The organism is Kitasatospora sp. NPDC001175, from assembly GCF_053598215.1.
On the sequence record NZ_JBSFJU010000026.1, the window covers coordinates 57,891 to 78,220 of the forward strand.

General features: G+C 70.9%; 15 protein-coding genes, 4 tRNA genes and 1 pseudogene. 11 read left to right on the forward strand and 9 right to left on the reverse strand.

What is annotated here, in order from left to right:
- Positions 1-156 precede the first annotated feature (156 nt).
- From crcB (ACWDAK_RS20220) to crcB (ACWDAK_RS20230), 3 genes are read right to left on the reverse strand one after another with little or no spacing between them, the layout of a single operon-like run.
- Positions 157-531, reverse strand: a complete 375-nt coding sequence (crcB, locus tag ACWDAK_RS20220) for a fluoride efflux transporter CrcB (RefSeq protein ID WP_427394338.1) — start codon at positions 529-531, stop codon at positions 157-159.
- Between the two features lie 14 nt (positions 532-545).
- A complete protein-coding gene (locus tag ACWDAK_RS20225) occupies positions 546-902 on the reverse strand; it encodes a DUF190 domain-containing protein (RefSeq protein WP_344637348.1) in 357 nt (118 codons plus the stop codon).
- Complete coding sequence (gene crcB, locus ACWDAK_RS20230; protein ID WP_344637349.1) at positions 899-1,408, reverse strand: fluoride efflux transporter CrcB; 510 nt, start codon at positions 1,406-1,408, stop codon at positions 899-901. Before crcB (ACWDAK_RS20230) ends, ACWDAK_RS20225 begins: the two co-directional genes overlap by 4 nt.
- A 173-nt stretch (positions 1,409-1,581) precedes the next feature.
- Here crcB (ACWDAK_RS20230) and ACWDAK_RS20235 point away from each other — a divergent pair, with 173 nt between their 5' ends.
- From ACWDAK_RS20235 to ACWDAK_RS20255, 5 genes and pseudogenes are all read left to right on the forward strand, one after another.
- Complete coding sequence (locus ACWDAK_RS20235; protein WP_427394337.1) at positions 1,582-1,923, forward strand: metallopeptidase family protein; 342 nt, start codon at positions 1,582-1,584, stop codon at positions 1,921-1,923.
- Positions 1,924-2,056: 133 nt separating this feature from the next.
- Positions 2,057-2,129 (forward strand) — tRNA-Glu (locus ACWDAK_RS20240).
- Positions 2,130-2,185: 56 nt separating this feature from the next.
- A tRNA-Asp gene (locus ACWDAK_RS20245) sits at positions 2,186-2,259 on the forward strand.
- Positions 2,260-2,286: 27 nt separating this feature from the next.
- Positions 2,287-2,360 (forward strand) — tRNA-Phe (locus ACWDAK_RS20250).
- Between the two features lie 266 nt (positions 2,361-2,626).
- A pseudogene (locus ACWDAK_RS20255) lies at positions 2,627-2,770 on the forward strand (Uma2 family endonuclease); the annotation flags it as partial.
- 97 nt (positions 2,771-2,867) lie between these two features.
- Here ACWDAK_RS20255 and ACWDAK_RS20260 read toward each other — a convergent pair.
- The gene (locus ACWDAK_RS20260; RefSeq protein ID WP_344637350.1) at positions 2,868-5,297 is read right to left on the reverse strand and encodes a helicase-associated domain-containing protein; all 2,430 of its coding nucleotides are present in this window, start codon (positions 5,295-5,297) and stop codon (positions 2,868-2,870) included.
- Between the two features lie 276 nt (positions 5,298-5,573).
- Between ACWDAK_RS20260 and hrpA the strand changes: the two genes are divergently transcribed.
- Both hrpA and ACWDAK_RS20270 read left to right on the forward strand, forming a co-directional pair.
- Entirely contained in the window at positions 5,574-9,539 is a 3,966-nt protein-coding gene (gene hrpA / locus ACWDAK_RS20265; protein WP_427394323.1) for an ATP-dependent RNA helicase HrpA, read from the forward strand.
- 121 nt (positions 9,540-9,660) lie between these two features.
- Positions 9,661-9,734, forward strand: a tRNA-Asp gene (locus ACWDAK_RS20270).
- A 330-nt stretch (positions 9,735-10,064) separates the two neighbouring features.
- Here ACWDAK_RS20270 and bldC read toward each other — a convergent pair.
- Together bldC and ACWDAK_RS20280 are read right to left on the reverse strand one after the other, a co-directional pair.
- Positions 10,065-10,271 carry a developmental transcriptional regulator BldC gene (gene bldC / locus ACWDAK_RS20275; protein ID WP_014137253.1) on the reverse strand — a complete coding sequence of 69 codons (207 nt, stop codon included), beginning with the start codon at positions 10,269-10,271 and terminating at the stop codon, positions 10,065-10,067.
- 580 nt (positions 10,272-10,851) lie between these two features.
- Positions 10,852-11,784, reverse strand: a complete 933-nt coding sequence (locus ACWDAK_RS20280) for a hypothetical protein (RefSeq protein ID WP_425557645.1) — start codon at positions 11,782-11,784, stop codon at positions 10,852-10,854.
- A 216-nt stretch (positions 11,785-12,000) separates the two neighbouring features.
- On the opposite strand from ACWDAK_RS20280, the gene ACWDAK_RS20285 reads away from it, so the two are divergent.
- The gene (locus tag ACWDAK_RS20285; protein WP_344637353.1) at positions 12,001-13,158 is read left to right on the forward strand and encodes a Glu/Leu/Phe/Val dehydrogenase dimerization domain-containing protein; all 1,158 of its coding nucleotides are present in this window, start codon (positions 12,001-12,003) and stop codon (positions 13,156-13,158) included.
- Positions 13,159-13,645: 487 nt separating this feature from the next.
- Positions 13,646-13,891 (forward strand): DUF3073 domain-containing protein, encoded by a 246-nt coding sequence (locus ACWDAK_RS20290; RefSeq protein ID WP_344637354.1) that lies wholly within the window; start codon positions 13,646-13,648, stop codon positions 13,889-13,891.
- Between the two features lie 256 nt (positions 13,892-14,147).
- Here ACWDAK_RS20290 and purM read toward each other — a convergent pair whose 3' ends face one another.
- The 3 genes from purM to ACWDAK_RS20305 form a co-directional block, all read right to left on the reverse strand.
- Positions 14,148-15,230 carry a phosphoribosylformylglycinamidine cyclo-ligase gene (purM, locus tag ACWDAK_RS20295; protein WP_344637355.1) on the reverse strand — a complete coding sequence of 361 codons (1,083 nt, stop codon included), beginning with the start codon at positions 15,228-15,230 and terminating at the stop codon, positions 14,148-14,150.
- Between the two features lie 234 nt (positions 15,231-15,464).
- A complete protein-coding gene (gene purF / locus ACWDAK_RS20300) occupies positions 15,465-17,045 on the reverse strand; it encodes an amidophosphoribosyltransferase (RefSeq protein ID WP_344637356.1) in 1,581 nt (526 codons plus the stop codon).
- A gap of 241 nt (positions 17,046-17,286) precedes the next feature.
- Complete coding sequence (locus ACWDAK_RS20305) at positions 17,287-18,108, reverse strand: diacylglycerol kinase family protein (protein ID WP_344637357.1); 822 nt, start codon at positions 18,106-18,108, stop codon at positions 17,287-17,289.
- 126 nt (positions 18,109-18,234) lie between these two features.
- On the opposite strand from ACWDAK_RS20305, the gene ACWDAK_RS20310 reads away from it, so the two are divergent.
- Both ACWDAK_RS20310 and ACWDAK_RS20315 read left to right on the forward strand, forming a co-directional pair.
- The gene (locus ACWDAK_RS20310) at positions 18,235-19,518 is read left to right on the forward strand and encodes an adenylosuccinate synthase (protein WP_344637358.1); all 1,284 of its coding nucleotides are present in this window, start codon (positions 18,235-18,237) and stop codon (positions 19,516-19,518) included.
- A 141-nt stretch (positions 19,519-19,659) separates the two neighbouring features.
- Positions 19,660-20,250: a GNAT family N-acetyltransferase gene (locus tag ACWDAK_RS20315; protein ID WP_427394322.1), complete on the forward strand. Its 591-nt coding sequence runs from the start codon at positions 19,660-19,662 to the stop codon at positions 20,248-20,250.
- The last annotated feature ends 80 nt before the right edge of the window (positions 20,251-20,330 follow it).

Below are 20,330 nucleotides of genomic sequence, written 5' to 3' on the forward strand. Positions count from 1 at the left end.
GGACGGCCGCCCGCGCACGCTCCGCTTACGGTGCCCAACGCGCGCGGAGCCGCCCGGACACGGGCAGCGGCCGAGTCGATGGCCGTCCGGCACCGGGACCGGGCCCGGGGCCGTACGGGTGAACCGGCGGCGTCCGCCGCCGGACGGGGACCCTGCTCAGGCCCAGAGCGCGTCCGCCAGCCCGGTCCCCGCCCAGACCGCGCCGAGACCGGCCAGCAGGCTCCCGGCCACGTTCGCCACCGCGAGCAGCCCGGCCCCGCTCTCGACCAGCCGGAGCGTCTCGTACGAGAAGGTGGAGTACGTGGTCAGCGCCCCGCACAGGCCGGTACCGAGCAGCAGCTGCACCTGCGAGCCGACCGCTCCGGCGGTCACCGCTCCCGTGACCAGCCCCAGCACCAGGCAGCCGCCGACGTTGACCGCGAAGGTCCCCCAGGGGAAGACCGTGTCGTGCCGGGCCTGCACCGCACGGTCCGTCAGATAGCGCAGCGGCGCACCGACGGCGGCCCCGGCGAGCACCAGCAGCCAGTTCACCAGCGTCGCGGTACTCATTCCGCCTCCTTCGACCCGCTCCGTCCGACGTACCGGATGACCTCGCACTCCTCGAGCGTCACCAGCCCCTCCTCGACCAGTCCGTCGAGCTGCGGCAGGAAGGCCCGGATCCGCTCGGCGGTGTCCACGATCACCACCGCCACCGGCAGGTCCTCGCTGAGCGACAGCAGCCGCGCGGTGTGGACCAGCGAGGAGGCCCCGAAGCCCTCGATGCCCCGGAAAACGCTGGCCCCGGCCAGCCCCGCGGCGTGCGCCCGGTGGACGATCTCGCTGTACAGCGGCCGGTGGTGCCGGATGTCGCTCTCCCCGACGAACACCGTCAGCCGCAGCGCGACGCCCGTCAGCCTGGTCATTCCGCACTCCGATCGCTCTCGCGGGGCTCACCCTCACCGGCCGGGGACTCGGCCCACAGGCCCGCCCTGGCCGCGCCCCGGGTCTGCCACACCGCCCGCAGCCGCCGGGTCAGCGCCGACGCCCCCCAGACGGCCGCCAGCGCGGCCAGCAGGGTCCCCGCCAGGTACGCCAGCCCCTGCGCCGTCTGCCCGTGCCCGACCAGGCGGCGCACGTCCACCGCGTACGTCGAGAAGGTGGTGAACCCACCCAGCACACCGGTGCCGAAGAACGGGCGCAGCAGCGGGTGCGGCGTCCGCCCCTCGGTGATCTGCACCAGGAAGGCGCCGATCACCGCGCAGCCGACGACGTTCACCACCAGCGTGGTCCATGGGAAGGCGGTCGGCGCGGTGGGCCACAGCAGACCGGCGGCGTACCGTACGGCGGAACCGAGCATCCCGCCGAGCGCGACCACGGCCACCGCCGGGCCCTGCCCGCGGAGGACCGGTGGCCGCCGCTTCACCTGCACGGCCCTCCCCCGCCCCTGCTGCCTGCTCTGCTGTGAACTCACACTCCAGTGAATCACCGCCGGACCACCGCCCCGCACGGCCGCTCACCCACCGGGACCGCCCCGCCACCGGAACCGCCGCCACCGATCATCTGGCAACGCGTCACCCGTCGTCCGACAATGGGTCGGTGGAGATGACCCGGGACGAGTTCGAGACGCTGGTCGCAGATGCCCTGGACCAGATTCCCCCGCAGCTCGCGGCCATGATGGACAACATCGCCGTCTTCGTCGAGGACGAACCGGATCCGGACCACGCCGACCTGCTCGGGCTGTACGAGGGCACCCCGCTCACCGAGCGCGGCGAGTGGTACGCGGGCGTGCTGCCGGACCGCATCCTGATCTACCGGGACCCGATCCTGCGGCACTGCGAGACCCGCGAGCAGGTCGTCGAGGAGGTCCGCACCACGGTGATCCACGAGGTGGCCCACCACTTCGGCTTCGACGACCACGAGCTCCACGAGCTCGGCTGGTCCTGACCCCGACCCCGTCCGTGCGGCCCGTTCTGACGGTCCGCCTCGCCCGGACGGAATCCGTTTTGGTGTTCGCGCCCGGCATCCCATATGCTTCTCGACGTCCCCGAACGCTGGATAACAGCCGGAAGGGCCGCAAGCCCTCATCGTCTAGTGGCCCAGGACGCCGCCCTTTCAAGGCGGTAGCACGGGTTCGAATCCCGTTGGGGGCACGCAGTACCGTAGTAAAGTCAGTGCCGCAAGGCCTGCGCGGAGAAATACCGTGCAAGGTCCCGTGGAGCAGTTGGTTAGCTCGCCACCCTGTCAAGGTGGAGGTCGCGGGTTCAAGTCCCGTCGGGATCGCTCGTCTCGAAAGAGACGGTGCAGTACGGCCAGGTAGCTCAGTTGGTACGAGCGTCCGCCTGAAAAGCGGAAGGTCGCCGGTTCGACCCCGGCCCTGGCCACAACGGCCTGAAAAGGCAAGAAGGCCCCGGAGAGATCACTCTCCGGGGCCTTCTGCATGCCTGGTACGCCTACCCGTACGTCAACGGCTCAGGAGAGCCGACCACTGGGCGGGTACCGGCTCCGCCGGAGGTTGTCCGGTTCGATCAGCACCCCGCCCCTGGTGAACACCGGACCCGTCTCCTTCGACCGCTCGCTGGCCGCACCTGCTCCTGCCGTCCCCAGTCGGCCCGCAGGGCCTCCTGGGTTGGAAACGTCTGACAACCAGGTCCCGTCCGAGCTCGCCGCTGTCGCCGTCGAACTGGTTTCCCCCTCGAACCCGGAGAACGACTGGGTCGGGAAGGTGCGCGACTACCCGTTGATGGGTATCCCGCTGTACTTGTTGGTCGACGCCGGGCAGAAGACCGTCACCCAGGGGCCCGGCCGGCCCGGCGGCTCGGCCGAGCGCCGCGGCTCCGATCTGACGCGCCTTCGGGATGCGCCCCGTCGGCCGCGCCGAGATCGCGGGGTCAGCGGTCGGCCAGCAGCGCGGTGGCCAGCGCCAGGGCGGTGCTCGGTCCTCTGCCGCGGCGGGACCGCGCCTTGGGCAGTGACGGCATGTGGCTGGGGCCGCGCTCCTGGCGGACCCGCTCGATGACCGTGGTCCCGGTCTCCGCCTCCAGCACGGGTGCGTAACCGGCGGCCCGCAGCGCGCCGAGGGTCGCTTCGGGCCCGGCGGTGCTGATCAGCACGGTCGGCGCGATCCGCCGCAGCCCGAGCTTGGACAGCGCACGGGCCTTGGAGAGTTCGAGTACCAGCGCCTCGTCGTCGGAGCGGATGCAGCATGCCGAGCGCACCACGCGCATCCGACCGTGGGTCCGCGCAGTGTCCTTGATCAGGTACTCGAGAGGCTGCGGAAGCGGCCGCCCACCCTCCGAGACCTCGGTCAGCCGGGCCAGCAGGTCCGCGGCGTCCATCCCGGAGTCCAGGGCCCGGCGGACCGCTGCAGGGGTGACCCGCCACACCACGGCATGGCCCTCGGATTCCCGCTCCGCACAGCCGGACAACAGGTCGGTCAGCTCCGGCGCGGCCGCACCGGCGACCACCGCCGTGAGGTCCGCCTGAAAACGGGCGGTGGTCCGCGGCGCGGGCAGCAGTGCGTCCAGGACCGCGGACAGGTGCCCGACCGCGGCGTCCAGAGCGGGGTAGTCACGCAGCACCGGTCCGGCACCCGGAACGGCGGGGAAGTGGCGGTGTGCGCCCGCGTTCAAGAGCCCGAGGACGGCGTGTCCGACCGGGCTGAGCGCCCCGTGGGCAACGACCCCGAGCAACTCCGCCTCCGACAGGGTCGCGGCGATGCGATCGGCCTCCCACGGGCCCCGACCGATGACGGCCGGACGGAACCAGGCCGCCGTGGCCATGAGACCGGCCGGAGTGGAACCCCCGTCCCCGTCGGCCCGGCGCGTACCGACCCCGCGCCCGGCCGGCAGGGTGGCCAGCGCCTCCAGCACCGCGCGGCGCACCTCGACGGCCTCGACGTCCTGCGGGCTGACCAGCGCGACCGGGGTGTCGTCCCCGTCCGGCCAGTGGGTGAACACCTCGGGCACCACCGCCCAGGTGGCGACGAGCGGCAGCAGCCGCCGCGCGGGCGAGGAGGCCAGCCACTTCTCGTACCGCCCGGTGGGAAGCATCCGGACGGACGGTCGGGGCACCGCCGAACGCGCCGGGGCCCGCCCCTTGGCAGCGTTCTCCATTTCCTCGGCGACGGGGGTGATCAGGTCCGCGTTGGCGGCCAGATCGAGCCACAGACGGGCCTGTTCCTCCGGCACACCGACCGCCTTCGCCATGCGCCGGGTGTCCCGGACTGCGATACCACCGGCTTTGCGCACTGCGAGCGGCTGCTCCGCGATCCAGCGCAGCATCAGCTCGACCCTGGAAACGGCTTCGGCCATCGCGGCCTGCGCCTGGCCGTCGACGGCGACGGCGACGGGGATCTCCACCGCACCGGCGACCGGGGGCGGGAAAGGCTCGTACTCCGGCACGCGGTCGTGGTCACGCAGCGCGTCGGCCACCTCGTACGGCAGCTCCGCCAGGTCCGCACCAGCCGGCAGCACGAGGGCGCGAGCGGCCAGCCAGTCCGTTCCCGGATCTCCCGAGCCGCCTTCGCGGAAGGTGAACTTGCCTTCGGCGCCCGCCTGGTAGCCGAATACATAGCGGGCGACGAAGCAGTGGGTCCGCAACAGCGGCGGGCCGGCGACCAACTTGTTCAGCAGCTCCCGGGCCTCAGGAGGCGCCTCGGCGGCCAGGGACCGCACCCGCTCCCCGTCACGGAGCACCGCGACGATCCACCGCTGCGCCTCGTCGCGGGTCCGTGCCTTCGAGAGCCCCAGGCCCTGCGCGACGCGGTGGACCTCCGGGGCGTTGAAGGCCTCACTCAGCAGCTGGTCGGCCGGCCGGCCGTAGCCGCTCGCCTCCCTGGACCGACGGTGGAGCAGGATCGGGACGACGATCCTGCTCCCGAACGGCGGCAGCACCAGGGCCCGCTCGGCCAGCCGGGACAGCGCGGCCTCGGCGACGGCCCGGCCGTCGGCATCGAGCTCCAGGAACCGGAAGAGCTGTTCCCGTGTCACCGCCCGCTCGGCGGGATCGGCCGCGGGCAGGTGCGGACGTGGCCGGTATCCGTCGTAGCCCATGATCAGATGCGGAACGCGCGGTGCGGCGGGAAGCGGCCCGTGCAGCCGCTCCGCCAGGGCCGTTACGGCGGTGAGCAGTTGAAGGTCCCCGAGGTCGATCTCGCGCAGCCCCAGGTCGACCGACGGGTCCATCAGCAGGTGATCGGCCAGCTCGGCCATACTTTCGACCCTGCCCGCGTAAGGAAGTTCGCGCTGCTCCATCAGCTCGGCCAGCTGCGACGGGGTGCGCTCGGCCAGCCAGGCCGCGAGGTACTTGACGGTCGTCACGGCACCCAGCGTAGTGAGTCGTCAGCTCCGCCGGCAGCGAACTCCGGCAGCCCGAAGCCGGGAAGCCGGCCACCACCGGGAGCGCCCGCCCGACCGATCAACCGCCGGCCCCAAGGGCGTGCAGGCACCGTCCGGATCGACCCGGCTGCCGGCTGAGGGCGGGCGGGCCGCCGCCCCCGGGCAAGGCACGCGGCCGTAGCGCCGAGCGGTCTGTGACACTGGAGGAGCTCGAAAACCGAGGTGCGCCTGCCTGCGCCTCCTTGCGAACCTAGAGGGATGTCCGCAGTGAGTTCTCCCGTAGCCCAGCCCGCCGATGTGCCCACCATCGGGGGGCTGGCCGCCCGCCTGCCCGAGCTCACGATCCGTGACCAGCAGAGGATCGGCCGACGGCTGGACGGCGCACGACGGGTCCGCAAGCCGGAGGCCCGGCAGAAGATCGCCGAGGAGCTGGCGGCGGAGATCGACAAGGCCGAGCTCCGCGTCCAGGCGCGCCGCGCGGCCGTCCCCGTGATCGGCTACCCGCAGGAGCTGCCGGTCAGCCAGAAGAAGGACGAGATCCTCGCCGCGGTCCGGGACCACCAGGTGGTGATCGTCGCGGGCGAGACCGGCTCCGGCAAGACCACCCAGATCCCGAAGATCTGCCTGGAGCTGGGCCGGGGCATCAAGGGCCTGATCGGCCACACCCAGCCGCGCCGGATCGCCGCCCGAACAGTGGCCGAACGCGTGGCCGAGGAACTGAAGACCCCGCTCGGCGAGGCGGTCGGTTGGAAGGTCCGCTTCACCGACCAGGTCGGCCAGGACACCCTGGTCAAGCTGATGACGGACGGCATCCTGCTCGCGGAGATCCAGACCGACCGCGAGCTGCGCCAGTACGACACCCTGATCATCGACGAGGCGCACGAGCGCAGCCTCAACATCGACTTCATCCTCGGCTACCTCAAGCAGCTGCTGCCCCGCCGCCCCGACCTCAAGGTCGTGATCACCTCCGCGACCATCGACCCGGAGCGGTTCGCCGCGCACTTCGACGACGCCCCGATCATCGAGGTCTCCGGCCGCACCTATCCGGTCGAGGTCCGTTACCGCCCGATCCTGGAGGACGGCGAGGGCGAGGAGGACGGCGACCGGGACCGCGACCAGGTCCAGGCGATCTGCGACTCGGTGCAGGAGCTCCAGGCCGAGGGGCCGGGCGACATCCTGGTCTTCCTCTCCGGCGAACGCGAGATCCGCGACACCGCCGACGCGCTGAACAAACTGAACCTGCGGTTCACCGAGGTCCTGCCGCTCTACGCCCGCCTCAGCTCGGCCGAGCAGCACCGGGTCTTCCAGCGCTCGGGCAGCCGCCGGATCGTGCTGGCGACCAACGTCGCCGAGACCTCGCTCACCGTCCCGGGCATCAAGTACGTGATCGACCCGGGCACCGCCCGGATCTCCCGCTACAGCCACCGCACCAAGGTGCAGCGCCTGCCGATCGAGGCGGTCAGCCAGGCCAGCGCCAACCAGCGCAAGGGCCGCTGCGGCCGCACCTCGGACGGCATCTGCATCCGGCTCTACTCGGAGGAGGACTTCCTCTCCCGTCCCGAGTTCACCGATGCCGAGATCCTGCGCACCAACCTGGCCTCGGTCATCCTGCAGATGACGGCGGCCGGCCTCGGCGACATCTCCGCCTTCCCGTTCCTGGACCCGCCGGACTCCCGCAACATCAAGGACGGCGTCAACCTCCTGCACGAGCTCGGCGCCCTCGACCCCGCCGAGAAGGACCCGCGCAAGCGCCTGACCGCCCTCGGCCGCAAGCTGGCCCAGCTCCCGGTGGACCCCCGGATGGCCCGCATGGTGCTGACCGCCGACGGGCTGGGCTGTGTCCACGACGTGATGGTGATCGCGGCCGCACTCTCCATCCAGGACCCGCGCGAGCGCCCCGCCGAGAAGCGCCAGGCCGCCGACGACCGGCACCGCCGCTTCACCTCGGAGACCTCCGACTTCCTCTCCTACCTGTCGATGTGGCGGTACGTCAGGGAGCAGCAGCGCGAGCTCTCCTCCTCCGCGTTCCGCCGGATGTGCAAGTCCGAGTTCCTCAACTACCTGCGGATACGCGAGTGGCAGGACATCTTCCACCAACTGCGCACGGTGGCCAAGCAGTTGGGCGTCATCGTGGACGAGCCGCTGCCGGACGCCGAACCTGACGGCGACCGGATCCACCAGGCGCTGCTCTCCGGGCTGCTCTCGCACATCGGCCTGTTCGACGTGGAGAAGCGCGAGTACGGCGGCGCGCGCGGCGCCCGCTTCGCGGTCTTCCCCGGATCCGGCCTGTTCAAGAAGCCGCCGCGCTGGGTGATGTCGGCGGAACTCGTCGAGACGTCCCGGCTCTGGGCCCGGATCAACGCGAAGATCGAGCCGGAGTGGATCGAGCCGCTGGCCGGCCACCTGATCAAGAAGACGTACAGCGAACCGCACTGGGAGAAGAAGGCCGGCGCGGTGCTGGCGTACGAGAAGGTCACCCTCTACGGGGTCCCGATCATCGCCCAGCGCAAGGTCAACTACGGCCGGATCGACCCCGCGCTCTGCCGCGAACTCTTCATCCGAAACGCGCTGGTGGAGGGCGACTGGGAGACCCACCACAAGTTCTTCGGCGAGAACCGCAAGCTGCTCTCGGAGGTCGAGGAGCTGGAGAACCGGGCCCGCCGCCGCGACATCATGGTGGACGACCAGACCCTGTTCGACTTCTACGACGCCCGGCTGCCCGAGGAGATCGTCTCCACCCGGCACTTCGACTCCTGGTGGAAGAAGGCCCGGCACGAGCAGCCGGACCTGCTCAACTTCGAGAAGTCGATGCTGATCAACGACGCCGCTGACGGCGTCACCGAGGCCGACTACCCGGACTACTGGCAGCAGGGCAAGCTGCGCTTCGAGCTGACCTACCAGTTCGAGCCGGGCAGCGACGCGGACGGCGTGACCGTGCACATCCCGCTGCCGGTGCTCAACCAGGTCACCTCGGAGGGCTTCGACTGGCAGATCCCGGGCCTGCGGGCGGAGCTGGTCACCGCGTACATCCGCTCGCTGCCCAAGGCGATCCGCCGCAACTTCGTCCCCGCCCCGGACTTCGCGGCGGCCGCGCTGAAGCAGGTGAAGGACCGCCAGGAGCCGCTGCTGCCCACCCTGGAGCGGATCCTGCACCGGATGTCGGCGATCCCGATCCCGGCGGACGCCTGGGACGACTCCCGGATCCCCGACCACCTGAAGGTGACCTTCCGGGTGGTGGACGGCAAGCGGAAGCTGGCCGAGTCCAAGGACCTGGAGGATCTGCGGCTGAAGCTGAAGCCCAAGCTGAAGGAGACGCTCTCCAGCGCCGCCTCGGGCAGGGGCATCGAGCGCGCCGGCCTGACCGCCTGGCCCGCCGACCTGCCGGTGCTCCAGCGCACCTTCGAGCAGCGCTCGCGCGGGCACTCGCTGCGCGCGTACCCGGCACTGGTGGACGAGGGCGAGAGCGTGGGCATCCGACTCTTCGACACGCCCGAGGCGCAGGCACGGGCAATGTGGGCGGGCTGCAGGCGGCTGCTGATGCTCACCGTCCCCTCGCCCGCCAAATCCATCCAGGGCCGGTTGGGCAACCAGGCCAAGCTCGCCCTCTCCCACAACCCGCACGGCTCGATCACCGCGCTGTTCGAGGACATCGTCGCGGCGGCCACCGACCGGCTGATGGCCGTGAACGGCGGCCCGGCCTGGGACGAGGCGGCCTTCGCCAAGCTGTACGACAAGGTGCGGGCCGACCTCTACGACCTGTCCGCGGACACCACCCTGAAGACGGCCGGCGCGCTGATCGCCTTCCACAAGGCCTCCACCCGGCTGAAGTCGGTCTCCAGCCCGGTGCTGCTCTCGGCGGTCAACGACGTCCGGCTGCACCTGGCCTCGCTCATCCACGCGGGCTTCGTGACCGAGACCGGCTGGCAGCGGCTGCCCGACCTGAAGCGCTATCTGCTCGCCGTGGACCGGCGCCTGGAGGCGCTGCCCAACCACCCGCAGCGCGACCTGCTGCACCTGGGCAAGGTCCAGCAGGTGCAGGAGGCCTACGGCGAGCTGCTGGCGAAGGTCCCGGCCGGCCGCGAGCCCTCGCCCGAGGTCCGGGCGATCCGCTGGATGATCGAGGAGCTCCGGGTGAGCTTCTTCGCCCAGGGGCTCGGCACCCCGGCCCCCGTCTCGGAGAAGCGCATCCTCAAGGCGATGGACGCCGCCGGCAGCACCCTGTAGGACCGCCGTCCGCCCCCGAACCGGGGGCGGACGGACTCAGTTCGACCTGGGGGCCCGACATGCAGTACGATCTGTCTTGTTCGCGAGCGACGAGCAAGCGGACAAGAGATCAGAACACTCTGGTCCCGTGGAGCAGTTGGTTAGCTCGCCACCCTGTCAAGGTGGAGGTCGCGGGTTCAAGTCCCGTCGGGATCGCAGTACAGGAGAGGCCCGGAGCCGAAAGGTTCCGGGCCTCTCGCTTTGCCCTGACCGGGCGTCAGTTCCCGTTACCGCAGGGTAGGTCTAGACCACAAGGTAACGATCCTGTGATGGTCATCACTTATCTTCCCTTGAGACCGGACACTCCAGACACCCTGAACGCTGGCCCTAATTTAATATATAAAATTGTACATGCATTTCCCAGGAATTCCCCCACCCACATCAGCACCAATAGGAACATGCGATTCCGGACATGCGTGAGGGGCCGCACCCCAGACCCGGCGGAGTCAGGGATACAGCCCCTCACGAAATGCGTCAGCGGGCCTCTCAGGCCTCTGTACGCTGCGCCGGAATACCGGCCAGCAGTGCGCGCACCTCCGCCTCGCGGTAACGGCGGTGGCCGCCGAGAGTGCGGATGGACGTGAGCTTGCCAGCCTTGGCCCAACGAGTAACCGTCTTAGGGTCCACGCGGAACATGGTGGCGACCTCTGCCGGTGTCAGCAGCGGCTCAGCGTCAGGGGTACGAGCGGTCATGAGCGGCCTCCTCGGGAGAACCGAACCAGGGCGGTTCTATCCTTCAAATTCTGCACCTTGGCCCGCGATGCCCGAAATGGCACAGACGGGCCGAGTCGGTTATAGGACGAACGGCTTGTCCTGGTGTCTACAACTACACCATTCGTCCAGCCCCATCGGCCAAACCGCCAAAATTGACCCCTCACGGGTTCAAGCACGACGGAAGGCCATGGACCGGCCCATAGCGGACAGTCACCGTACGGTAACCATCGGTCAGGAGCGGACCAGACCCTTAGTTTCCCCGCAAAGCACGCACTACCGCCAGATCCACCCAAAAGTGGACACACGTGAGTGAACTTGGGCCGGTTGTCCCATTTTTGCATATAGGTGTAAGTTCGCGTCAACGGTGAGTAGTGTCACGTTCGAGGGGTATTGACCCGAACCGGGACCTAGGTCCCCGCTCGCCTGTTCCAAAGGGCCCGACCATCCTCACCCGCACCACTGACACCCTCCCCCCGAAGGGCTGCTGAGGGCCCGTCAGGCGCCCCTCGATCGCCTGTCACACCGCGGCCGGCCTGCCCCGGCCCGGCAGCCCTCCCCGTCAGCTGGCGTACCGCAGGGCCAGCACCTGGCGCCAACGCGCCGTCACCGTCTCGTATGCCCGCACCGCGCCGGCCTCGTCGCCGGAGCGCAGCGCCAGCAGCCCGGACTCGACCTCGGCCACCGAGTCCTCCACCGCCAGCCGTTCGGGACCCAGCAGGTGCACCAGACCCCCGTAGTCCAGTTCCACCAGGGACCGCGGGTGGAACTCCTCCAGCCAGCGCCCGATCTGCTCCACCTCCTGCACCAACGGCCCACCCTGGCCGGCCGGTCCCCGCGCCGGGCCGCCGGCACTGCCGAGCCCCTGCCGCTCCCGGAGCGCCCGGTAGGCGCGCGCCACCCGGCGGCGCGCCTGCGCCATCGGCGTCAGATAGAACAGCGCCGGCGCGACCTGCCCCCGCCGGTCCTCGGCGCTGCCCGGCACGAAGCAGCGGTCCTCCGCCCCGAACGGCAGGAACCAGCGCAGCGGCACCTCCCAACGGCTGGTCAGGATCCACGGCCGGTCGTCCGGGTGACCCGCCTGCCAGCGCTCCCGCTGCGCCGTCGCCGCGGCCCGCGCGGCCGGCGGCAGCACGGTGTCCAACAGCGCCACCGGCAGCGAGGCGCGCAGCTCGTCCAGCGCCTGCCAGCTGCGCAACCGGGTGGCCCACGGACAGACGTAGGTCACCCCGTCCAGCTGCCGGACGAAGGCCTGCTCGCTCTCCCGGTCCGGCAGGGCGCGCGGGGTGCGGCCCACCACCTCGGCGAGCGCCTTGCGCTGTTCGACGAGTGCGGCCGGGGCGACCGAGTGCTCGGGGACGCTGGCGTCCGGGCCGTGCGTGGCGGCATATGCCTGCCAACGGGCCCGCTCGGGCTCCGGATAGGCGGCCAGCGGCTCGTAGACCCGCAGATGGGCGGCGTACGGCGGAAGAACCGAAGTGCGCACGGTGGTCACGCATCGCATCGTCGCACGCCGCCCCCGCCCGCCGGGAGGGTGTTCCGCGCCTCTTCGCCGCCGCCCGCTCCCGTTGCCCGCCACGGCCCTGGCTCGTTGCCGGTTCCGTCCCCCTTTCGTTGCCGCACGGGGGCAGATCCGGGGCCCTCCCCGGGGCTACTCTTCCCCCAGCCGCCCACACCACAGCAGTGGGCCACAGATACTGGAGTCACCACAGTGACCGACGTACAGACCTCCGCGACGCACCCCGCACCCGGTGTGCTGAGCAGGATCTTCCGCACCGAGCAGGACGGCGCCCCCGGCGACGGCCACGAGCAGGTGGTCCTCTGCCACGACCGCAGCAGTGGCTTGAAGGCGATCATCGCCATCCACTCCACCGCGCTGGGCCCGGCCCTCGGCGGCACCCGCTTCCACCAGTACGCCTCCGAGGAGGAGGCCCTGGAGGACGCGCTGCGCCTGTCGCGCGGCATGAGCTACAAGAACGCGCTGGCGGGCCTCGACCTCGGCGGCGGCAAGGCCGTCATCATCGGTGACCCCGACAAGGCGAAGAACGAGGCGATGCTCCGCGCCTACGGCCGCTTCGTGCAGTCCCTGCGCGGCCGCTACATCACCGCCTGCGACGTGGGCACCTACGTCCAGGACATGGACGTGATCGCCCGCGAGACCGAGTTCGTGACCGGCCGCTCGCCGGAGCACGGCGGTGCCGGCGACTCCTCCATCCTGACCGCCTTCGGCGTCTTCCAGGGCATGCGCGCCTCCGCCCAGGCCCGCTGGGGCCAGCCCACCCTGCGCGGCAAGCGGGTCGGCGTCGCGGGCGTCGGCAAGGTCGGCCACTACCTCGTCGGCCACCTGGTCGCCGACGGCGCCACGGTGGTCATCACCGATGTCTCCGAGACCGCCCTGAACCGGGTCCGCGCGGCGCACCCGGAGGTCGAGGTGGTGGCCGACACCAAGGCCCTGCTCCGGGCCGACCTGGACGTCTACGCCCCGTGCGCGCTGGGCGGCGCGCTCGACGACCTGACGGTGGGCGCGCTGGGCGCGGCCGGCACCTCGATCGTCTGCGGCGCGGCCAACAACCAGCTGGCCCACCCGGGCGTCGAGAAGGACCTCGCCGACCGCGGCATCCTCTACGCGCCCGACTACCTGGTGAACTCCGGCGGCGTGATCCAGGTCGCCGACGAGATCGACGGCTTCAACTTCGAACGCGCCAAGAACAAGGCCACCAAGATCTTCGACACCACCCTGGAGATCTTCACCCGGGCCGCCACCGACGGCGTCCCGCCTGCCGTCGCCGCCGACCGCCTGGCCGAGAAGCGGATGCGGGAGATCAGCGCGCTGCGCACGATCCTGCTGCCGGGCGCCCGCAAGGGCTGAACCTGGCCGGTCCCGGCCGACGGGCGAGCCGGTGCCTGAGCCGGGGAACACCGGCACCGGGGAGAGCGCCCGGGGGCGGCCGGCCGAGCCACCGGCCGCCCGAACGGACCAGTGCGCCCGAGGCGGGGGATCCGAGGTCCCCGGGCTCCGCCCCGGGCGCATCACAATGTGGAACCGGATTCTCGATTTATAGCCCGAACGGGCGATCCTGCGCCCCGGGCGAGGGATAATCGGTCCCGGAACGACGGAACCGGCGCAGGCTCCGAACAGCCTGCGACAGCCCGGAAATCCCCACCTGACCAGGAAAGAACCGGTTACGGGGACAGACTGTGCGCGCCACGTCACACCGGCGACGTACCGTCCGGCGGCGGAAACAGGTACCGTTAATGCTCCAAGGGACGGCACTCCCACTTCGGGCGCGCCGCTCCTGATCATGAACACGTGTCAGACTCGGGGCCGTGAGCCCCACCGTTGAGGGGGTCGACCCATGGGGCGCGGCCGGGCCAAGGCCAAGCAGACGAAGGTCGCCCGCCAGCTGAAGTACAACAGCGGCGGCTTCGACGCTAACCGTCTGTCCAACGAGCTGGGCGTAACTCCGAACGCTTCGATCAACCCTGAGCCGATCGAAGAAGAGGACGACGACCCCTACGCGGCGTACGCGGCTCGCTACGACGACGAGGACGACGACGCGGAGGACGCGGGCAGCAACAGCCAGTCCCGCCGCCGCGCGTAAGAGCCCGACCGGACCGGTCTGGCGCTCCCGGAGCGCCAGGCCGGTCTTCGGCGTTCCCGTACACCTGCCAACCGGGCCGGGCCCGCGGGGACAACGGCGGCTCCTCGGGCGGTGATGAGCCTCCGGGGACGCCTGGGAACGCCTGGAGGGGCCTCAGCCGCCTCCGGAGCGGCCGAACGCACAACCAGGCGCACCTCAACGCCGGGAGCACGGAAAAGGGGCCCGCTCGGGGCCCCTTCGTCCGGTGTCGCGGGTGTCAGAGCTGGAAGCCCTCGTACGCGTTGTAGAGGGCCGCAGCGCCGTCGTGCTCGTCCGTGCGCTCGACGACGTCACCGAGCAGCCATGCCTCGACGCCGCGGTCCTCCAGGACCGCGAGCACCACGTCGACCGAGGACGGCGGAACCACGGCGACCATGCCGATGCCCATGTTCAGGGTCTTCTCGATCTCCAGCGCGGCCATCCGGCCGACCTGGGCGACGGTCTGGAAGACCGGCAGCGGGGTCCAGGTGCCGCGGTCCAGGCGGGCGTGCAGGCCGTCCGGGATGACCCGGCCCAGGTTGGCCGCCAGGCCTCCGCCGGTGACGTGCGAAAAGGCGTGGATCTCGGTGGCCCGGGTGAGCGCCAGGCAGTCCAGCGAGTAGATCCGGGTCGGCTCCAGCAGTTCCTCGCCCAGGGTCCGCCCGAACTCCTCGACCTGGCGGTCCAGCGACCAGCCGGCCTGGTTCAGCAGGACGTGGCGCACCAGCGAGTACCCGTTGGAGTGCAGCCCGGACGCGGCCATCGCGATCACCACGTCACCCGCACGAACCCGGTCGGCGCCCAGCAGCGCGTCGGCCTCCACCACGCCGGTGCCGGCGCCCGCGACGTCGTACTCGTCCGGGCCCAGCAGACCGGGGTGCTCGGCGGTCTCGCCGCCGACCAGCGCGCAGCCGGCCAGCGTGCAGCCCTCGGCGATGCCCTTCACGATCGCGGCGACCCGCTCGGGCACGACCTTGCCGACGCAGATGTAGTCGGTCATGAACAGCGGCTCGGCGCCGCAGACCACCAGGTCGTCGACGACCATGCCGACCAGGTCGTGGCCGATGGTGTCGTGCTTGTCCATGGCCTGGGCGATGGCGACCTTGGTCCCGACGCCGTCGGTGGCGGAGGCCAGCAGCGGACGCTCGTAGCGCTTGAAGGCGGAGGCGTCGAAGAGCCCGGCGAAACCGCCGAGGCCGCCGACCACCTCGGGGCGGTCTGCCTTCTTCACCCACTGCTTCATGAGCTCGACGGCACGGTCGCCGGCCTCGATGTCGACACCTGCGGCGGCGTAGGTGGCACCGCTCTCGTTGCTGGTCACTGCTGTGCGGCCCTCTCGGGTCGAAGGGGGTTTGGAACGGACACCTCGGTCAGCGAGGAAGTCTTCGGGGACGGGAACCGGCTCGGGGCGCGGAGAGCCGCGCGGCGCGGGGCCCCGGTGCGCTGGTCGCGCCCCGAGGCCCCCGGCCGTCCGTGGGACCGTGCGCCCGCGGCCCTCCGCTTCGCGCACCCGGTCGACCGGGCGGTTCCCCGCGCCCCTGGCGGCCTGCGCCCGTTACGGCCGTCGCAGCGCGTCGCCCGCACCCGCGCCCCCGATCAGCGACTGGACCCCGTCCAGGTCGCTGGTCGTCTTGCCGCGGACGGGCTTGTGCTGCTGCTTGCCGCCGGCGATCTCGGCCTCCAGAAGGAGCTTGCCGAGCAGCGCCGGATCGGGCAGCTCCATCGGGTACTCGCCGTCGAAGCAGGCCCGGCAGAGCCGCTCCTTGGGCTGCTTGGTGGCCTCGATCATGCCGTCGAGCGAGATGTAGGCCAGGGAGTCGGCACCGAGGGTGCGGCCGATCTCCTCGACGCTCATCCCGTTGGCGATCAGCTCCGCGCGGGTGGCGAAGTCGATGCCGAAGAAGCAGGGCCACTTGACCGGCGGGGAGGAGATCCGGATGTGCACCTCGGCGGCACCGGCCTCGCGCAGCATCCGGACCAGCGCGCGCTGGGTGTTGCCGCGGACGATCGAGTCGTCCACGACCACCAGGCGCTTGCCCGCGATGACTTCCTTCAACGGGTTGAGCTTGAGCCGGATGCCGAGCTGGCGGATGGTCTGACTGGGCTGGATGAAGGTGCGCCCGACGTAGGCGTTCTTCACCAGGCCCGAGCCGTACGGGATGCCGCTGGCCTCGGCGTAGCCGATCGCGGCGGGGGTGCCGGACTCCGGGGTGGCTATCACCAGGTCGGCCTCGACCGGGGCTTCCTTGGCCAGCCGGCGGCCCATCTCCACCCGGGAGAGGTGGACGTTGCGCCCGGCGATGCTGGTGTCGGGGCGGGCCAGGTAGACGTACTCGAAGACGCAGCCCTTGGGCCTGGCCTCGGCGAAGCGGCTGGTGCGCAGGCCGTTCTCGTCGACGGCGATCAGCTCGCCGGGCTCCACCTCGCGGATGAAGGAGGCGCCGACGATGTCCAGGGCCGCCGTCTCGGAGGCGACCACCCAGCCGCGCTCCAGCCGGCCGAGGACCAGCGGGCGGATGCCCTGCGGGTCGCGGGCGGCATAGAGGGTGTGCTCGTCCATGAAAACGAGCGAGAAGGCGCCCTTGACCCTGGGCAGGATCTGCCGGGCGGTCTCCTCGATGGACAGGTCCGGGTAACCGGCGAGCAGGGCGGTCACCAGGTCGGTGTCGTTGGTGGCCGCGGTCCGCCCCGAGCGGGAGACGTGCTCCTCGCCGGGCAGCTCGGCGACCATGGCCGCCAGTTCGGCGGTGTTCACCAGGTTTCCGTTGTGGCCGAGGGCCAGCGAACCGTGCACGGTCGCCCGGAAGGTCGGCTGGGCGTTCTCCCAGACCGACGAACCTGTGGTCGAGTAGCGGGCATGTCCGACCGCGATATGCCCGTGCAGGGATCCCAGTGAGGCCTCGTCGAAGACCTGGGAGACCAGTCCCATGTCCTTGAAGACGAGAATCTGGGAGCCGTTGCTCACTGCGATGCCCGCGGATTCCTGTCCACGGTGCTGCAGGGCATAGAGGCCGAAGTACGTGAGCTTTGCGACCTCCTCGCCGGGAGCCCAGACACCGAAGACGCCACAAGCGTCCTGGGGGCCTTTCTCGCCGGGAAGAAGATCGTGGTTGAGTCTTCCGTCACCACGTGGCACGCCTTCGAGTCTAGGGCAGTTCCGTACGCGTTCCGGAACTGGGGAGCGCCCGATTATTGCCCGATCGAATAGCGACGCGCGTAGACAAAACATAGCGACGCGCGTAGACAAAACCCCTTACCGCAAGCGCAATTCCGGCACCGCAATTCGCCGAGCCCCGGAGTTTCCTTGCGCCGCGCGCCTTCGGGGGATATCGGACGGCTGACGGCGCGTCGGGGGCGGGGCGGCGACGTGACACTGCTCACCCGGCGGGCAGCACCAGCTCCCACGCCCCGGCTCGCACCGTCCAGGTGCGGGCGCCGAGGGGGCCGAGCGCGCGGCCGTCCGCCTCGCAGCCGAAGCCGCGGCCGGCCACGGTGAGGCTGCCCGCCCTGACCCGCCGCGGTTCGCCGCCGGTGTGCAGCCACAGCTCCAGCACGCCCTCGCCGACCGGGACGGTGATGTCGAGCCGGCACGGCGGCCGGTGGACGTCGGCGAGCAGGCGGCCGTCCGCCTCGATCCGCAGCCGGGGATGCCCGGCGGGAGCCGTCGCCTGCTCGGCCGCAGCGAATTTCGCCCATAGCGAACGCAGCCCGCCCGCCCGGCCCCAGCGGTACGGATGGATCCGCAGATCCCCGAGGACCACCTCGTCGGTGTCGTCGATCAAGAGGTCCAGTTTCCGCGAGACGCCGGCTATCACCGCGCGGGCCGCGGCGACCGGCTCCGGCGGGACACCCAGCGCCCGTATCTTGGCCACCGCGCCGGGACGCCCGACCGGTACCACGCCGAGCGCGTCGGCACCCAACTCGCGGTGCCGGTGCAAGGCCTGAAGTACCCGCTGCACGGCCAGATCGGAACCAATCACGACCGGTCGCCGGCGGCCGCGACGCGCCAGGGCCCGGTCAAGTTCGGACGGGCTCTCCGGCAGCGCCACCTTGACGTCCGCCCCGCCGCACAGGACGTCCCGGGCGATCCGCACCGACTCGCCGTCGCTCCGCCGGGCCACCGGATCCAGCAGCACCAGGAGCGGGTCCGGACCCGGCCGGCCCGTCGGACGGGATTCGGACGTGGACAGCGACGACACGACCGGTCCTTCCTCAGGTAATCTCTCGGTGCAAGAGCCCCTTGCGCCATTGCGCCAGGGGCTTCGTCTATCTCGGGGCAGACAGCGGCCTACGCAGGATGCCCCAACCGGAAGGGGTGTACGCCTGTGCCGGCACTCGTGCTCGTTGGCGCCCAGTGGGGAGACGAGGGCAAGGGGAAGGCCACCGACCTCCTCGGCGGCTCCGTCGACTACGTCGTCCGCTACCAGGGCGGTAACAACGCCGGTCACACGGTGGTCATCGGCGACCAGAAGTACGCCCTGCACCTGCTGCCCTCCGGCATCCTCAGCCCGAACGTGACACCGGTGATCGGCAACGGCGTCGTCATCGACCCGGGCGTGCTGCTCTCCGAGCTCGACGGCCTGAACCAGCGCGGCATCGACACCTCCAAGCTGCTGATCTCGGGCAACGCCCACCTGATCACCCCGTACCACCGCACCCTGGACAAGGTCACCGAGCGCTTCCTCGGCAAGCGCCGGATCGGCACCACCGGGCGCGGCATCGGTCCGACCTACGCGGACAAGATCAACCGCGTCGGCATCCGCGTGCAGGACCTGTTCGACGAATCGATCCTGCAGCAGAAGATCGAAGCGGCCCTGCACGACAAGAACCAGATCCTGGTCAAGCTCTACAACCGCCGCGCCATCCCGGCCGACCTGGTGCTGCAGGAGTACCTGGGCTACGCCGACCGGATCAAGCCCTTCCTGGCCGACACCACCCTGGTCCTGGACCAGGCGCTCAAGGACAACAAGGTCGTCCTGCTGGAGGGCGGCCAGGGCACCCTGCTGGACGTGGACCACGGCACGTACCCCTTCGTGACCTCGTCCAACCCGACCTCCGGCGGCGCCTGCACCGGCGCCGGCATCGGTCCCACCAAGATCGACCGGGTCATCGGCATCCTGAAGGCGTACACCACCCGCGTCGGCTCGGGCCCGTTCCCGACCGAGCTGCTGGACGCCGACGGCGAGGCGCTGCGCCGGATCGGCGGCGAGCGCGGTGTCACCACCGGCCGTGACCGCCGCTGCGGCTGGTTCGACGCGGTGATCGCCCGCTACGCCACCCGGGTCAACGGCCTGACCGACTTCTTCCTCACCAAGCTGGACGTGCTCACCGGCTGGGAGCAGATCCCGGTCTGCGTGGCGTACGAGATCGACGGCCGCCGGGTCGAGGAACTCCCGTACAACCAGTCCGACTTCCACCACGCCAAGCCGATCTACGAGACGCTGCCCGGCTGGAACGAGGACATCAGCAAGGCGAAGACCTTCACCGACCTGCCGAAGAACGCGCAGGCGTACGTGAAGGCGCTGGAGGAGATGTCGGGCGCCCCGATCTCCGCGATCGGCGTCGGCCCCGGCCGCGACGAGACCATCCAGATCAACTCCTTCATCTAGTCGCCCGGGCCCGCCTGCAGGCCGGCCGTGAAAGGGCCCGCACCGAGTCGGTGCGGGCCCTTTCGCATGGGCCGGTCCGGGACTTTGAACTAGTTCATATATCTATTGCACCTAGTTCAATTTGCGGCTAGCGTGCGGCACATGACCGCCAAGCCGCCCGCCCCCGTCACCCTCGCCGGCACCCACGTCCGCCTGGAGCCCTTCGACCGGATCCACCTGTCCGACCTGTTCGCGGCGACCGGCCGGGACGAGGAGGTGTGGCGGTGGATCCCGGTACCCGTCCCGCAGACCGAGCACCAGCTCGCCGAGCGGATCGACGTCTGGCGGGACAACGGCTTCCTGCCGTTCGCGGTGGTCGGCCAGGAGACCGGCCGCACCATCGGTCTGACCTGCTACCTGGACATCAGCACCGCCGACGAGCGGTTGGAGATCGGCGGCACCTTCTACGCCCGCTCCCACTGGCGCACCGCGGTCAACACCGAGGCCAAGCTGCTGCTGCTCGCCCACGCCTTCGAGGAACTGGGCATGGGCCGGGTCTGCTGGAAGACCGACAGCCGCAACGAGCGCTCGCGAAACGCCATCAGCCGCCTCGGCGCCCGGCACGAGGGCACCCACCGCCGTGACCGCCACTGCCCGGACGGCACCTTCCGGGACACCGTGTACTTCTCGATGCTGCGCGACGAGTGGCCGGCCGCGAAGGTCCGCCTGACCGAGCGCCTGGCCGCTGGCTAGACCGATCGGGCCCGCGTACGCGGCACGGCCGACCGGGCACCGCGTGCTCGGGCGGCCGGGAGGCCTGCCTCCCCGGAGGT